This is a genomic window from Azospirillum himalayense (assembly GCF_042657465.1).
Classification (GTDB): Bacteria; Pseudomonadota; Alphaproteobacteria; order Azospirillales; family Azospirillaceae; genus Azospirillum; species Azospirillum himalayense.
In genome coordinates this window covers 336,435-350,648 of sequence record NZ_JBHSLC010000021.1, presented here as the reverse complement: position 1 = coordinate 350,648, position 14,214 = coordinate 336,435, and the positions used below count along the sequence as shown (strand labels likewise).

At 68.8% G+C, this 14,214-nt stretch carries 14 protein-coding genes; 6 read left to right on the top strand and 8 right to left on the bottom strand.

Annotated elements, in window-relative coordinates:
• Positions 1–45 precede the first annotated feature (45 nt).
• Genes ACFPMG_RS13565 through ACFPMG_RS13550 form a run of 4 tightly spaced genes read left to right on the top strand, consistent with a single transcriptional unit; the run spans position 46 to position 5,879 of the window.
• Entirely contained in the window at positions 46–1,929 is a 1,884-nt protein-coding gene (locus ACFPMG_RS13565) for an extracellular solute-binding protein (protein ID WP_376995630.1), read from the top strand.
• Positions 1,930–1,958: 29 nt separating this feature from the next.
• On the top strand, positions 1,959–3,068 hold the full coding sequence (locus ACFPMG_RS13560; RefSeq protein WP_038526163.1) for a microcin C ABC transporter permease YejB: 1,110 nt from the start codon (positions 1,959–1,961) through the stop codon (positions 3,066–3,068).
• Complete coding sequence (locus tag ACFPMG_RS13555; RefSeq protein WP_376995629.1) at positions 3,068–4,192, top strand: ABC transporter permease; 1,125 nt, start codon at positions 3,068–3,070, stop codon at positions 4,190–4,192. The genes ACFPMG_RS13560 and ACFPMG_RS13555 overlap by 1 nt, the downstream gene beginning before the upstream one ends.
• Before the next feature lie 49 nt (positions 4,193–4,241).
• A complete protein-coding gene (locus tag ACFPMG_RS13550; protein ID WP_376995719.1) occupies positions 4,242–5,879 on the top strand; it encodes an ABC transporter ATP-binding protein in 1,638 nt (545 codons plus the stop codon).
• A 145-nt stretch (positions 5,880–6,024) separates the two neighbouring features.
• Here the strand turns inward: ACFPMG_RS13550 and ACFPMG_RS13545 are convergent, their stop codons facing one another.
• The gene (locus ACFPMG_RS13545) at positions 6,025–6,660 is read right to left on the bottom strand and encodes a pseudouridine synthase (RefSeq protein WP_376995627.1); all 636 of its coding nucleotides are present in this window, start codon (positions 6,658–6,660) and stop codon (positions 6,025–6,027) included.
• Positions 6,661–6,715: 55 nt separating this feature from the next.
• Between ACFPMG_RS13545 and ACFPMG_RS13540 the strand changes: the two genes are divergently transcribed.
• Complete coding sequence (locus tag ACFPMG_RS13540; RefSeq protein WP_376995626.1) at positions 6,716–7,642, top strand: 2-hydroxyacid dehydrogenase; 927 nt, start codon at positions 6,716–6,718, stop codon at positions 7,640–7,642.
• 13 nt (positions 7,643–7,655) lie between these two features.
• On the opposite strand, the gene ACFPMG_RS13535 is transcribed toward ACFPMG_RS13540, so the two are convergent.
• The 5 genes from ACFPMG_RS13535 to ACFPMG_RS13515 all read right to left on the bottom strand — a co-directional run bounded on the left by ACFPMG_RS13535 (position 7,656) and on the right by ACFPMG_RS13515 (position 11,501).
• Complete coding sequence (locus ACFPMG_RS13535) at positions 7,656–8,096, bottom strand: MarR family transcriptional regulator (protein WP_035670909.1); 441 nt, start codon at positions 8,094–8,096, stop codon at positions 7,656–7,658.
• 136 nt (positions 8,097–8,232) lie between these two features.
• Complete coding sequence (locus ACFPMG_RS13530; protein ID WP_188259013.1) at positions 8,233–8,538, bottom strand: type II toxin-antitoxin system RelE/ParE family toxin; 306 nt, start codon at positions 8,536–8,538, stop codon at positions 8,233–8,235.
• Positions 8,535–8,789, bottom strand: coding sequence for a CopG family ribbon-helix-helix protein (locus tag ACFPMG_RS13525; protein ID WP_038526152.1), 255 nt, complete (start codon positions 8,787–8,789; stop codon positions 8,535–8,537). The genes ACFPMG_RS13530 and ACFPMG_RS13525 overlap by 4 nt, the downstream gene beginning before the upstream one ends.
• 142 nt (positions 8,790–8,931) lie before the next feature.
• Positions 8,932–9,954 carry a flagellar motor switch protein FliG gene (gene fliG / locus ACFPMG_RS13520; protein WP_014239388.1) on the bottom strand — a complete coding sequence of 341 codons (1,023 nt, stop codon included), beginning with the start codon at positions 9,952–9,954 and terminating at the stop codon, positions 8,932–8,934.
• 143 nt (positions 9,955–10,097) lie between these two features.
• Positions 10,098–11,501, bottom strand: coding sequence for a leucyl aminopeptidase family protein (locus ACFPMG_RS13515; RefSeq protein ID WP_376995624.1), 1,404 nt, complete (start codon positions 11,499–11,501; stop codon positions 10,098–10,100).
• 149 nt (positions 11,502–11,650) lie between these two features.
• On the opposite strand from ACFPMG_RS13515, the gene ACFPMG_RS13510 reads away from it, so the two are divergent.
• Positions 11,651–12,316, top strand: a complete 666-nt coding sequence (locus tag ACFPMG_RS13510) for a glutathione S-transferase family protein (protein ID WP_376995622.1) — start codon at positions 11,651–11,653, stop codon at positions 12,314–12,316.
• 7 nt (positions 12,317–12,323) lie between these two features.
• Here the strand turns inward: ACFPMG_RS13510 and ACFPMG_RS13505 are convergent, their stop codons facing one another.
• Complete coding sequence (locus ACFPMG_RS13505; protein ID WP_376995621.1) at positions 12,324–13,430, bottom strand: TAXI family TRAP transporter solute-binding subunit; 1,107 nt, start codon at positions 13,428–13,430, stop codon at positions 12,324–12,326.
• 118 nt (positions 13,431–13,548) lie between these two features.
• Positions 13,549–14,112: a HupE/UreJ family protein gene (locus ACFPMG_RS13500; RefSeq protein WP_376995620.1), complete on the bottom strand. Its 564-nt coding sequence runs from the start codon at positions 14,110–14,112 to the stop codon at positions 13,549–13,551.
• Positions 14,113–14,214: the final 102 nt, after the last annotated feature.

The window sequence follows — 14,214 nt, the reverse complement described above, 5'->3', positions numbered from 1 at the left end:
AAGGGAGACCCTACCTTACCGGAAACAATAAGGACCGAGAGGGGCATGAGGAAGACCGGTAAAGCGATCCTGGCCGCGGTCATGTGCCTGTATCTGGCGGAACCCTTCGCCACGGCCCGCGCGCAGACCAACCCGGAAACCGCCTCGAACACCGCGGGGCACGCCGTCACGGCCCATGGGACGCCCAAATACGGGCCGGACTTCCAGCATTTCGACTACGTCAACCCCGACGCCCCCAAGGGCGGCGAGATCAAGCTGGCGACCTACGGCAGCTTCGACAGCCTGAACCCCTTCATCCTGCGCGGGTCGACCGCCGCCGGGGCCAGCCTGCCCTTCGACACGCTGACGGTGGAGAGCGGGGACGAGGTGCTGACCCGCTACGGGCTGCTCGCCGAGACCATCACCGTCGCCGAGGACCGGAGCTGGGTCCGCTTCACGCTGCGCCCACAGGCGCGCTTCCACGACGGCGCTCCGGTCACCGCCGAGGACGTGGTGTGGAGCTTCGAGACGCTGCGCGACAAGGGCCACCCGCTCTACCGCACCTATTACGCCGACGTGGTGAAGGCGGAGAAGACCGGCGAGCGCGCGGTCACCTTCACCTTCCGCGATGGCGGCAACCCCGAGCTTCCGGTCATCATGGGCCAGCTGCCGGTGCTGCCGAAGCATGTGTTCGAAGGAAACGGCTCCGGGGTGCGCGACTTCGCCAGCACCACGCTGGACCCCATCGTCGGCAGCGGCCCCTACCGGATCGTCGAGGTGCAGCCCGGCCGCTCCCTCGTCTTCGAACGGGTGACGGACTGGTGGGCCAAGGACCTGCCGGTCAACCGCGGGCGCTACAATTTCGACCGCATCCGCTTCGACTATTACCGCGACCTCGACGTGGTGTTCGAAGCCTTCAAGGCCGGGGCCATCGATTTCCGGGTGGAGCATTCGTCGAAGAACTGGGTGACCGGCTACGACGTGCCCGCGGTGCGCGACGGCCACATCGTCCGCGAGGAGATCAAGCACCAGGACCCGCAGGGCATGCAGGCCTTCGTCTTCAACAGCCGCCGCCCGGCCTTCGCCGACCGCAAGGTGCGCGAGGCGCTGAATTATCTGTTCGATTACGAATGGACGCGGGCCAACCTGTCCTACGGGCTGTTCCAGCGCACCAAGAGCTTCTTCTCCAACTCCGAACTGGCCTCCGCCGGCCTGCCCTCGCCGGAGGAGCTGAAACTGCTGGAGCCGTTCCGCGGCAAGGTGCCGGAGGAGGTCTTCACCAAGCCCTTCGCGCCGCCACAGACCGACGGGTCCGGCAACATCCGCCCGAACCTGCGCACGGCGCTGTCCTTGCTCAAGGAGGCCGGGTGGGAGCTGAAGGGCAACAAGCTGCTCGACGCGAAGACCGGCGAGCCGATGCGTTTCGAGATCCTGCTGGTGCAGCCGGACATGGACCGCATCGTCCAGCCCTTCGTCCGCAACCTGGAGCGCGCCGGGATCGAGGCGGCCATCCGCGTGGTGGACACCGCCCAGTACCAGAACCGGATCGACCGCTACGACTTCGACATGGTCATCCAGCGCATCCTGCAATCGACCTCGCCCGGCAACGAGCAGCGCGACTATTGGCAGTCCGCCCGCGCCGACCAGCCGGGCAGCCGCAATCTGGCCGGCATCAAGGATCCGGTGGTCGACGCGCTGATCGACAAGGTCATTCAGGCCCCCGACCGCGAGAGCCTGATCACGGCGACCCGCGCGCTCGACCGCGTGCTGCTGTGGGGCTGGTACGTCATCCCGCAATGGCACGACGACGTGCGGCGCGTCGCCTATTGGAACCGTTTCTCCCATCCGGCGGTTGCGCCCAAATACGGCTTGGCCTTCACCGACACCTGGTGGGTCGATCCCGACAAGAACGCGAAGCTCGCCAACACGGCCCGCCGCGCGGCGCCCTGAGACGGCAAACAGAAAGGCGAACCCGCGCGATGCTGGCCTACATCATCCGCCGTCTGCTGCTGATCATCCCGACGCTGTTCGGGATCATGGTCATCAACTTCCTGATCGTGCAGATCGCCCCCGGCGGTCCCATCGAGCAGATGATCGCCCGCGTCCAGGGCACCGCGGTGGAGGCGACCGCCCGCATCGGCGGCACCGGCGGCGGCGAGACCGGCGGTCCGGCGGCGCAGCAGGCCCAGGGCGGCGACACCGGCAGCCGCTACCGCGGCGCCCAGGGGCTGGACCCGGAGTTCATCAAGCAGCTTGAGAAGGAGTTCGGCTTCGACAAGCCGCTGCACGAGCGCTTCATCCACATGATGTCGAACTACCTGATGTTCGACTTCGGCAAGAGCTACTTCCGCGACCGCAGCGTCGTCGATCTGGTGATCGAGAAGATGCCGGTGTCGATCTCGCTGGGCATCTGGACGACGCTGATCGTCTATCTGGTGTCGATCCCGCTGGGCATCGCCAAGGCGGTGCGCGACGGCCAGCCCTTCGACGTTTGGACCTCCGGCGTGGTCATCGTCGGCTACGCCATCCCCAGCTTCCTGTTCGCCGTGCTGCTGATCGTCGTCTTCGCCGGCGGGCGGTATTTCGACCTGTTCCCGCTGAGAGGCTTGGTCTCCGACAATTGGGCGAGCCTGCCCTGGTGGCAGCAGATCCTGGACTACATGTGGCATATGGTGCTGCCGGTGCTGTCCATGGTGATCGGCGGCTTCGCCGGGCTGACCATGCTGACCAAGAACTCCTTCCTGGAGGAGATCAACAAGCAGTATGTCGTCACCGCCCGCGCCAAGGGGCTGGCGGAGCGGCGGGTGCTCTACGGCCACATCTTCCGCAACGCCATGCTGATCGTCATCGCCGGCTTCCCCGGCGCCTTCATCGGCATCCTGTTCACCGGTGCGTTGCTGATCGAGGTGATCTTCTCGCTGGACGGGCTGGGGCTGCTGGGCTTCGAGGCGGCGATCAACCGCGACTATCCGGTGATGTTCGGCACGCTCTACTTCTTCACGCTGCTGGGGCTCATCATGAACCTGGTCGGCGACGTGACCTACGTGGCCGTCGATCCCCGCATCGACTTCGAAGCGCGGAGGGTGTGATGGCGAGCGCCGCAAACCAGCCCCGCTTCCTCGGCCTGCGCGTCACGCCGCTCACCCGGCGGCGGCTGGCGAATTTCCGGGCGAACCGGCGGGGCTTCTGGTCCTTCTGGATCTTCCTCGTGCTGTTCACCCTGTCGCTGGGCGCGGAGTTCATCGCCAACGACCGCCCGCTGCTGATCAAATACGATAACGCGCTCTATTGGCCTGTCTTCACCGCCTATCCGGAAACCACCTTCGGCGGCGAGTTCGAGACAGAGACCGATTACCGCGACCCCTACGTGCGCCAGTTGATCGAGGATAAGGGCTGGATCGTCTGGCCGCCGATCCCCTACGGCTACCGCACCATCAACTACAACCTGCCGGTCCCCGCCCCGGCCCCGCCGTCCGCCGACAACTGGCTGGGCACCGACGACCAGGGGCGCGACGTGGTGGCGCGGCTGATCTACGGCTTCCGCATCTCGGTGCTGTTCGGGCTGGTGTTGACCGCCTTCTCCTCGGTCGTCGGCATCATGGCCGGGGCGGTCCAGGGCTACTTCGGCGGCATCACCGACCTGCTGTTCCAGCGCTTCATCGAGATCTGGCAGGGACTGCCCACGCTGTTCCTGCTCATCATCCTGTCCAGCGTGGTGACGCCGAACTTCTGGTGGCTGCTCGGGCTGCTGCTGCTGTTCTCCTGGACCTCGCTGGTCCATGTGGTGCGGGCGGAGTTCCTGCGGGCGCGCAACTTCGACTATGTGCGCGCGGCCCGCGCGCTGGGCGCCACCGACGCGACGATCATGGTGCGCCATGTGCTGCCCAACGCCATGGTGGCGACGCTGACCTTCCTGCCCTTCATCCTGAACGGCTCCATCACCACCCTGACGGCGCTCGACTTCCTGGGCTTCGGCCTGCCCCCCGGCTCCCCCTCGCTGGGCGAGCTGCTGGCCCAGGGCAAGGCGAACCTCCAGGCGCCCTGGCTGGGCCTGACCGCCTTCTTCGTGCTGGCGATCATGCTGAGCCTGCTGATCTTCATCGGCGAGGCGGTGCGCGACGCCTTCGACCCGCGCAAGACCATCGGCCAGCTCTCCACCGCCACCGGAACCGCCAACGAGGCGGGCGCGGTGGCGCAGAAGGCCGCGGAATGATGCGCCCCACGACCACCAGCCCAAGAAGGCGGAACCGCCCATGACCGACATGACGACCAATGGGACCGACGAACTTCTCCAGGTCCGCAACCTCCATGTCGAGTTCCGCTCGGGCGGCGGGGCGATGCACGCGGTGAAGGGCGTGTCCTTCGACATCGCCAAGGGGGAGACCCTGGCGCTGGTCGGCGAGTCCGGTTCGGGCAAGTCGGTCACCGCCCTGTCGATCCTGCAATTGCTGCCCTACCCCATGGCGCGCCACCCGCAGGGCTCCATCCGCTTCCGCGGGACCGAGCTGGTGGGGGCGGAGGAGAAGGTGCTGCGCGACGTGCGCGGCGACCGCATCGCCATGATCTTCCAGGAGCCGATGACCTCGCTGAACCCGCTCCACAGCATCGAGCGGCAGATCAACGAGACGCTGTTCCTGCACAAGGGCCTGTCGCGCGCCGCCGCGCGCAAGCGCACGCTGGAGCTGCTGCGGCTGGTCGGGCTGCCCAACCCGGAAAAGCGGCTGAACGCCTACCCGCACGAGCTGTCGGGCGGCCAGCGCCAGCGCGTGATGATCGCCATGGCGCTCGCCAACGAGCCCGACCTGCTGATCGCCGACGAACCGACCACCGCGCTGGACGTGACCATCCAGGCGCAGATCCTGGAGCTGCTGAAGGACCTCCAGCGCCGCTTCGGCATGGCGCTGCTGCTCATCACCCACGACCTGGGCGTGGTGCGCAAGATGGCCGACCGGGTCTGCGTGATGAACCAGGGTGAGATCGTCGAGCAGGCCGACGTCGCCGACATCTTCGCCCGCCCGCAGCACGCCTACACCCGCAAGCTCCTGGCCGCGGAGCCGAAGGGCGACCCGCTGACCCCGCCCGCCGACGCGCCGGAGGTCATGGCCGCCGACAACCTGAAGGTCTGGTTCCCCATCAAGAAAGGCCTGCTGCGCCGCACCGTCGACCACGTCCGCGCCGTGGACGGCGTGTCGGTCAATGTGCGGCAGGGGCACACGGTCGGGGTGGTCGGCGAGTCCGGCTCCGGCAAGACGACGTTGGGCCTCGCCCTGCTGCGCCTGCACGCCAGCGAGGGGGCGATCCGCTTCGACGGCAAGGACATCCAGGGCTGGCAGGCGAAGAAGCTGCGCGGGTTGCGGCGGGAAATGCAGGTGGTCTTCCAGGACCCCTACGGCAGCCTGTCGCCCCGCCTGTCGGTCGGCCAGATCATCGGCGAGGGGCTGACCATCCACGGCATCGGCTCCGGCGCTGAACGCGACGCCATGGTGGCAAAGGCGCTGGAGGAGGTGGGGCTCGACCCGTCCAGCCGCCACCGCTACCCGCACGAGTTCTCCGGCGGCCAGCGCCAGCGCATCGCCATCGCCCGCGCCCTTGTGCTGAAACCGAAGTTCGTCGTTCTGGATGAGCCGACCAGCGCGCTCGACATGTCGGTGCAGGCGCAGATCGTCGATCTGCTGCGCGACATCCAGGCGCGCAACAACCTCGCCTACCTGTTCATCAGCCACGACCTGCGGGTGGTGCGGGCGCTCAGCAGCCACGTCATCGTCATGAAGGACGGCAAGGTGGTGGAGCAGGGACCCACCCGCCGCATTTTCGAGGAGCCGCGGGAGGAGTACACCCGCGCCCTGCTCGCCGCCGCGCTGAACCTGGAAGCCGTCAAGTCCGACGCCGTGCGGATGTAGCGCAATCGCATTCAATGTCCCCTCTCCCCTCTGGGGAGAGGGTTAGGGTGAGGGGGTTGCGCTTGTGCCGGACGCACCGCCATGCCCATCCCCCTCACCGGCCCTACGGGCCACCCTCTCCCCAGAGGGGAGAGGGTTATAAGGGTCAAATGCGATTGCCTTGGCCGCGAGGACGCTTCTCCTTGGTGCCGGGCGGGGCCTTGGCCCGGACCAAGGGCGCCTTCGGGGATTCCCGTCCCGGCACCACCACCTCGCGCCATTGGCCGGGCGCCAGACCGTCCAGCGTCCAATCGCCGATGGACCAGCGGATCAGCCGCAGGGTCGGGAAGCCGACCGCGGCGGTCATGCGGCGCACCTGCCGGTTCCGCCCTTCCCGCAGGGTCAGGGCGATCCAGCCCGTCGGGATGGCGGCGCGGAAGCGCACGGGCGGGTCGCGCGGCCACAGGCCGTCCGGCTCCTCCATCCGGCGGGCCTCGGCGGGCAGGGTCGGCCCGTCGTTGAGCGTCACCCCGTCGCGCAGGCGCTGCAACGCCTCCTCGCTCGGGACGCCCTCCACCTGCACCCAGTAGGTCTTGGGCAGCTTGTGCTTCGGCGACGCGATGCGGGCGATCAGCGCGCCGTCGTCGCTCAGCGCCAGCAGCCCCTCGCTGTCGCGGTCCAGCCGCCCGGCGGCGTAGACCCCCTTCACCGGCACATGGTCGGCCAGCGTCGGGCGCCCCTGCTCATCGGTAAACTGGGGCAGCACGCCATAGGGCTTGTTCAGCAGGATCAGACGGGGCACGGTTGGCTCGAACGGGTTTGAGACGAACAACGACAACACTACAGGGGTTTGCACCGTGACGCTGCTTTTCTGCTCCACCACCGACCGCTCCGACCGCTGGCTGAGCGAGCTGGACGCCCGCCTGCCGGGGCTGGAGGTGCGGGTGTGGCCCGAGATGGGGGACCCGGCAGACATCGAGATGGCGCTGGTGTGGAAGCCGCCGCACGGGCTGCTCGCCACCCTGCCGAACCTGAAGCTGATCGTGTCGCTGGGCGCCGGGGTGGAATCGCTGCTGCTCGACCCGACCCTGCCCGAGGTGCCGCTGGTCCGCATGGTGTCGGAGGGGCTGACGGTGGACATGGCCGGTTATGTGGCGCTGCAGGTGCTGCGCTGGCACCGGCTCCTCGACGAGTACAAGGCGCTCCAGCAGGCCGGGCGGTGGGAGCCGCTGGACCCCTGCCCGGCGTCGGAGGTGAAGGTCGGCATTTTGGGCATGGGCGAGCTGGGCATGGCCTCGGCGAAGACTCTGCTGAGCATGGACTACCGTGTGCTGGGCTGGAGCCGCACGCCGAAGACGCTGCCGGGGGTGGAGAGCTTCTCCGGCCCCGACGGGCTGGCGGCGATGCTCGGGCAGTGCAACATGCTGGTCTGCCTGCTGCCGCTGACGGCGGAGACGCGCGGCCTGCTGAACCGCAAGCTGTTTGCCGCCCTGCCCAAGGGGGCGGTGGTCGTCAACGCCGCGCGCGGCGGCCATCTGGTGGAGGAGGATCTGCTGGAGGCGCTGGAGAGTGGGCACATCGCCGGGGCCAGCCTGGACGTGTTCGCGGAGGAGCCGCTGCCCGCCGGCCATCCCTTCTGGACCCACCCGAAGGTGCATGTGACGCCGCACGTCGCCGCCGTCACTCACCCGTCGCGCTCCGCCGCGGTGGTGGCCGAGGCGATCACCGCCTTCCGGGAAGGCCGTCCGCTGCCGAACCTCGTGGACCGCAGCCAGGGCTATTGAGCGGCAGCGGCGGTCAGGCGGGCACCGCCACAGGGCCGGAGGTGCTCAACTGCGCTTCCAGCCGCGCCTTGGCGGAGGCGGCCACCTCCTCCTCGGCGCGGATGACCGCCATGTCCTCCGGCGCCACGGCGCCCGCCGCGACGACCAGCTCGGCGAAGTCGGACAGGAAGACGCTGCCCTTCACGGTGCGCTGGACGAGCACGCTGCGCTTGTCCTCGACGTCGCGCTTGCGCTTGATGAAGCCGAGCAGCGACAGCCGGTCGAGCGCGCGGGTCACCGCGGGCTTGGAGATGTTCAGCGCCGCCGCCAGACCGCGCACGGTGTGCGGCGGATCGGTCAGATAGACCTGGAGCATGATGGCCATCTGCCGCGCCGACAGGTCCGGCCCATCCTGCCGGACGCTGGCGATCAACGCCGTCCGCCACAGGCCGAGCGCTTTCAGGTTCCGTGCCATGTTTTCCCCCCGTGCCACGTCCCTTGCCCCAAAGGCCCCCGCATTTGGAACGCGCGGCGAAGGAGTGTCCCCCAACCCGGCCCGGACAGGCAAGCGTTTCGCAACCGGATCGATCGGTCAGGGTGTCGCGGGAGGCTCACGCCCAGTCGGGCGGAGGCGGCTGGCGGCGGATGTGATGCACCCGCAGGATCTCCAGTTGGGCATCCATGTCATTGGACACCGTCACCCGATAGACGATCCGATAAGGAAGATCGGACAGCTTCAGTTCCCGCGTGCCTGGAAAAATGCCCGGCTTGCCAATGTTGGGCCGCTCGGCGATCAGCGCCACAGACTGACGGATACGCTGCGCGATGCGCACTGCGGCGGCGGGATTGTGCTCGCGGACGTAACGGGAAATGTCGTCGATGTTTCGAAGGGCACCGCGCAGATAGCGGACCTTCACTGCGCCCTCAAAGGCTGGCCGAAAGAGGCAAACGCGTTTTCGACCTCGTCGTCACTGGCGAAGTCACCCTCATCGGCATCGGCGACAGCCCGGCGGATGTCCTCGAACGCCTCACACTGGTCGGCAAGGTAACTCTCGACCGCGCGCTCGACATGCCAAGCCGGATCGTGCGCCGTCGCCCGCGCAAGTCGGTCGAGCGCTTCGGCTGTCTTTCCATCCACGCGAATGGTCACGGATACCGGTTCGGACATCGGTGCGCCCCGCTGGGGTGAATGCTGGAGAAAGGGTATGCGGCTCCAGTATGGCTTTCAAGGGCCATGGAGATTCCTGTCGATCGGTCAGGGTGTCGCAGGTGGAGGAGTGTATCGCGGGGGCTCCTCGTCGGGAGCCCGCTCAGTAAATCAGCTCGTTCTCGCCGCTGCCTTCGGAGATGACGATTTCGCCGCGGGCCGCCAAGTCCTTGGCGAGCTGGACCATGTACATCTGGGATTCGTCCACCTCGCGGACGCGGACAGGGCCCATGGCGGCCATGTCCTCGCGCAGGATCTTCGCCGCGCGTTCGGACATGTTGGAGAAGAACAGGTCCTTCAGCGTCTCCGACGCGCCCTTCAGGGCGGTGGCGAGCTTCTGCTTGTCGACGCTGCGCAGCAGGGCCTGGACGCCGGAGGGGTCGAGCTTGGACAGGTCCTCGAAGGTGAACATCAGCGACTTGATGCGCTCGGCGCTGTCGCGGTTGCGTTCCTCCAGGGCGGCCATGAAGCGGTGCTCGGTCGTGCGGTCCAGGCCGTTGAAGATTTCCGCCAGCATCTCGTGGCTGTCGCGGCGGCTGGTGCGGGCGAGGTTGGTCATGAACTCGGTGCGCAGCGTACGCTCCACGTCGTCCAGAACCTCCTTCTGCACGGCCTCCATGCGCAGCATGCGCATGATGACCTCCATCGCGAAGCTCTCCGGCAACTGGGTCAGCACCCGGCCGGCGTGTTCCGGGCGGATCTTCGACAGCACCACCGCCACGGTCTGCGGGTATTCGTTCTTCAGGTAGTTGGACAGGACCGATTCGTTGACGTTGGCCAGCTTGTCCCACATGGTGCGGCCGGCGGGACCGCGGATCTCCTCCATGATGGAGTCGACCTTGTCCTTGGGCAGCGTCTTCAGCAGCAGGCGTTCGGTGGAGTCGAAGGAGCCGACCAGCGAGCCGGTGGCCGACATCTGCTCTGCGAATTCGACGAACAGGCGCTCGATCAGGTTGGCGGAGACGGTGCCCAGGTTCGCCATCACCTGCGACAGCTCCTTGATCTCCTCGTCGTCCATCATCGCGAACAGCTTGGACGAATGCTCCTCGCCCAGCGCCAGCATCAGGATGGCCGCCTTCTCCGGACCGGTGAGGGTGCGATAATCCTCACGAACCTTCAGCGCCATGTATCCGCCTCCAAAAACCCGGCCGGCACCCGAGTCCACCGGTCCTACCCAAAGGTTTTAGTCCTTTCCGAATCGGCACGCCACCCCCGCGACGCCCGCGGGGGTGACAATTTTAACCATATGCCGGTTGTTGGAGCGGTCTGTCACCCGAACCGCTTGGCAATGACGGCATAGGCCGCGCGCAGGCCCAGCGCCTCGCCGCCTTCCGGGCGTCCGGGGCGAGCACCGCTGTTCCAGGCGAAGGTGTCGAGATGCGCCCAGGGCGTGTCCTTCGACACGAACTCCTGGAGGAACAGCCCGGCGGTGATCGCCCCCGCCATGCCGTTGCTGGTCACGTTGTTGAGGTCGGCCACCTTGCTGTCCAGCCCCTTGCGGTAGGGTGCCCACAGCGGCAGGCGCCACAGCGGGTCGCTCTGCTCCTCGCCGGCGGCCAGCAGGTCGTCGGCGAGGCCGTCGTCGTTGGCGAACAGCGCCGGCAGGTCCGGCCCCAACGCGACGCGGGCGGCCCCGGTCAGGGTGGCGAAGTCGATCAGCAGGGCGGGCTTCTCGGAATCCGCCTCGGCCAGCGCGTCGCACAGGATCAGCCGGCCCTCGGCGTCGGTGTTGCCGACCTCCACGCTCAGGCCCTTGCGCGTCTTCAGCACGTCCATCGGCTTGAAGGCGTTGCCGGAGATCACGTTCTCCACCGCCGGGATCAGAACCCGCAGCCGCACCGGCAGCCCCGCCATCATCACCATGCGGCCCAGCGCCAGCGCGTGCGCGGCGCCGCCCATGTCCTTCTTCATCAGCAGCATGCCCGACGACGGCTTGATGTCCAGGCCGCCGCTGTCGAAGCAGACACCCTTGCCGACGATGGTCACCTTCGGGTGCGTCGGGTTGCCCCAGCGCAGGTCGATCAGCCGCGGCGCGCGCGGGCTGGCCCGGCCCACCGCGTGGATCGCCGGATAGTCGCGGTCGAGCAGACCGTCGCCGACGATGACGTCCAGCCCCGCCTCGAACTCCGACGCCAGCGCGGCGGCGGCGGCGGCCAGCTCCGCCGGGCCGAGGTCGTTGGCCGGCGTGTTGACGAGGTCGCGCAGCAAATAGGTCGCGGTGGCGGTGCGCTGCACCTCGCCCTGGTCGGCGTGCTTGGGCCAAACGAGGTTGGCGAAGGTCTTCTCCGACGCCTTGTAGCGCCCGAAGCGGTAGCTGCCAAGCGCCCAGCCCAGCGCCAGACGGGTGGCGGCGCGGCGGTCGAGCGCGGCGTCCACCGCCTCGTCCAGCTGATAGTTCCCCGGCGGCAAGCCGCTGGGAAGACCGGCGAGGCCCCACAGGTCGTCCAGCGCCGACACGCCGGCCAGCACGCGGGCGACCGCTCCGCCCTCCCCCGGCAGGAACGCCCCCGGCAAAAAGGCAATGGAACCGGCCTCCGCCGTGAAGTTCACGGCCTTCACCCAGGCCGCGGTGGCGGGCGGCTGGCCTTCCAGCCACGTGGTGAGGCCGGCCTTGTTCAGCGGGGTGATGGTCACGGTGCCGGGACCGGCCGTGGCGAGCAGAGTGGCGAGCAAGGCGGGCGTCCTTCGTCAGGAAACGGAAACAATGAAGGAAAGCATGGCGCGCCGGGGCGCCCCTGAAAAGGGGGATTGCGGGCCGGCTTGCCGGATCGGCGCGGGGCAGGCATGCTCCGCCCCCCTCCCTTCGCAACCGAGGCGCACCCATGGACGACCTGACGCTGGTCATCGGCAACAAGGCCTTCTCCTCCTGGTCCCTGCGGCCCTGGCTGGCGTTGAAGCGGACCGGCCGGCCCTTCCGGGAGATCGTCATCCCGCTGCGCCAGCCCGACACCGCGGCCCGCATCGCGGAGCATTCGCCCTCCGGCCGGGTGCCCTGCCTGCGGCACGGCGACCGGGTGATCTGGGATTCGCTGGCGATCTGCGAGTATCTGGCGGAGTCCTTCCCCGAGGCTGCCCTCTGGCCGGCGGACGCCCACGCCCGCGCGGTGGCGCGGTCGGTCTCGGCGGAGATGCATTCCGGCTTCGTCGCCCTGCGCACCCACATGTCCATGGACCTCAAGGCCTTCCGCCCCGGCGTGGGCCGCAACGCCGAGAGCGAGGCCGACATCGTCCGCGTCTTCACCCTGTGGCGCGACGCGCGGTCCCGCTTCGGGGCGGGCGGCCCCTTCCTGTTCGGCGATTTCTCGATCGCCGACGCCATGTACGCGCCGGTGGTGACGCGCCTCCTCACCTACGGAGTCGAGATGGACGGGACTTGCGGCGATTATGCGCGGGCGGTGATGGAGCTGCCGGCCATGGCGGAATGGGTGGCCGCCGCCAAGGCGGAGCCCTGGGACCTCTACGCGGACGAACGCGACCCGCAGCAATAGGACGACATCAGGGCGTCGCTCCGCCCGTCGGCTCGTTGGCGGCGTTGCCGATCAGCCCGACCTCGCGGTAGTAGCGCTCGGCGCCCGGATGCAGCGGAACGGAGACGTTGGCGACCGCCTTGGTGGCGTCGAAGCTGCGCCCCTTGGGGTGGCCCTCGATCAGCAAACGTCGGGTGTTCTCGTGCCACAGCGCCTTGGTGACGCCGTGGATCAGGGCGGGGTCGCGGTCGGCGCGGACCAGCAGTTCCGCCCCCACCCCCAGCGTGTGGATCTCCGGCACGCCGGGGTAGGTGTCGGCGGGGATGGTCTGGTCCATATAGAAGCGCTGGCGGATGCGCAGCCGGTCGGCCATCTCGCCGTCGAGCGGGATCAGGCGGATCGGCTCGCGGTTCGCCACGTCGGTGACCGCCGCCACCGGAAAGCCGCCGACCATGAAGAAGGCGTCCAGCTCCTTCTTGGCCAGCCGGTCCGCCGCGGTGCCGGGCTTCAGGTAGGCCGGGGGCCGCAGTTCCGCCTCCTTCACGCCGAAGGCGTCGAGGATCGCCCGCGCCTCCACCAGCACGCCGGAGCCCTCCTCCCCCAGCGAGACGGCCTTGCCCTTCAGGTCGGCCACGCCGTGCAGGTCGCTGTCGGCGCGCACGACGAGCTGGATCGCCTCCGCGTAGAGCATCCCGATGGAGCGCAGCCCCTCGAAGGGCGCCTTGCCGTGGAAGATGCCGGAGCCGGTGTAGGCCCAATAGGCGATGTCGGCCTGGGACATCCCGGCCTCGACCGCGCCGGAGCGCAGCAGCTCGATGTTCTCCACGGAGCCGAGCGTGGCCTGCGCCACCGCGATCAGCCCCGGCACGCCGCAGCTCCCCCCGCGGTCGCAGGGGCGCGAGCCGGGCGGGTTGGAGATGGCGTTGGCGATCAGCCCGCCGATCGGGAAATAGGTGCCCGACGTGGTGCCCGTGCCGATCCGGAAATAGCGGATGTCCTGCGCCACGGCACCCCGCGGCAGCAGGCCCAGGAGAGCGCCCCCCGCGATACCGGCCAGCACATGGCGGCGGCTGGGAAGGCCCTGGGGGGAAAGGCGGGCGGCGGAAAGGCGGGGGTTGGCTCCTGCGCGCGGCACCGGCGGGTCCACCTTTCCTGCTGGCCAGCCGTCCCGGCGGCATGGGCCATCGGCGGCGTGTGTTGGACACGCTCTTACAAGAATACCCGCAGCCCGGCTTTTTCAAGGCGTCGGGGGCTTAAAAGACGCCCGCCAGATCAAGAACCCCGGCGAGTGCTACCGCGCCGCCACACATTTGCACGACCCGGCCCGACGCCGCCTGCCCCACCGCCACCGACAGGCCCAGCCCGGCGCCGATGACCAGCAGCACGCCGGACGACAGCCCCGCCCAGAACAGCGGCCCGCCCATGTGCACATAGCCGTGGAAGGCCCCCGCCGCGGCGACCGTCAGCACCCCCAGCGCCAGCGGCACCTTCAGCCCGGCGGCGACCAGCCCGCCCATCAGGATCAGCGACGCCGACAGCCCCTCCGCGGCGTAGGGCAGGCGGATGCCGATCTGCGCGGCCAGCCCGGCGGCCAGCACCGCGGTCAGCGCCGCCACCGGAAGCTGCCAGACGGAAGGGCCGCCGTTCTGCCCGCTCCACAGCCCGATGGCGAGGAAGCCGAGCAGATGCTGCAGCACCCACACCGGTTCGGTCAGGCCGGTGCCGAACGGCCCGGTCACCGTCATCCGCGCCAGCGCGGGCGCGGCACCGGCGCCGATCAATGCGAGCGCCAGAAGAACCGACCGGATCGCCACCATCCCCTACCCCTTTTCCCCAACGTCTCTGCGCAGCACCGGGCCGGTATGGCCGCTGCGCGGGGTGGGGTCAAGTGACCAGGGTGGCGGGCTTCGAGAACCGGG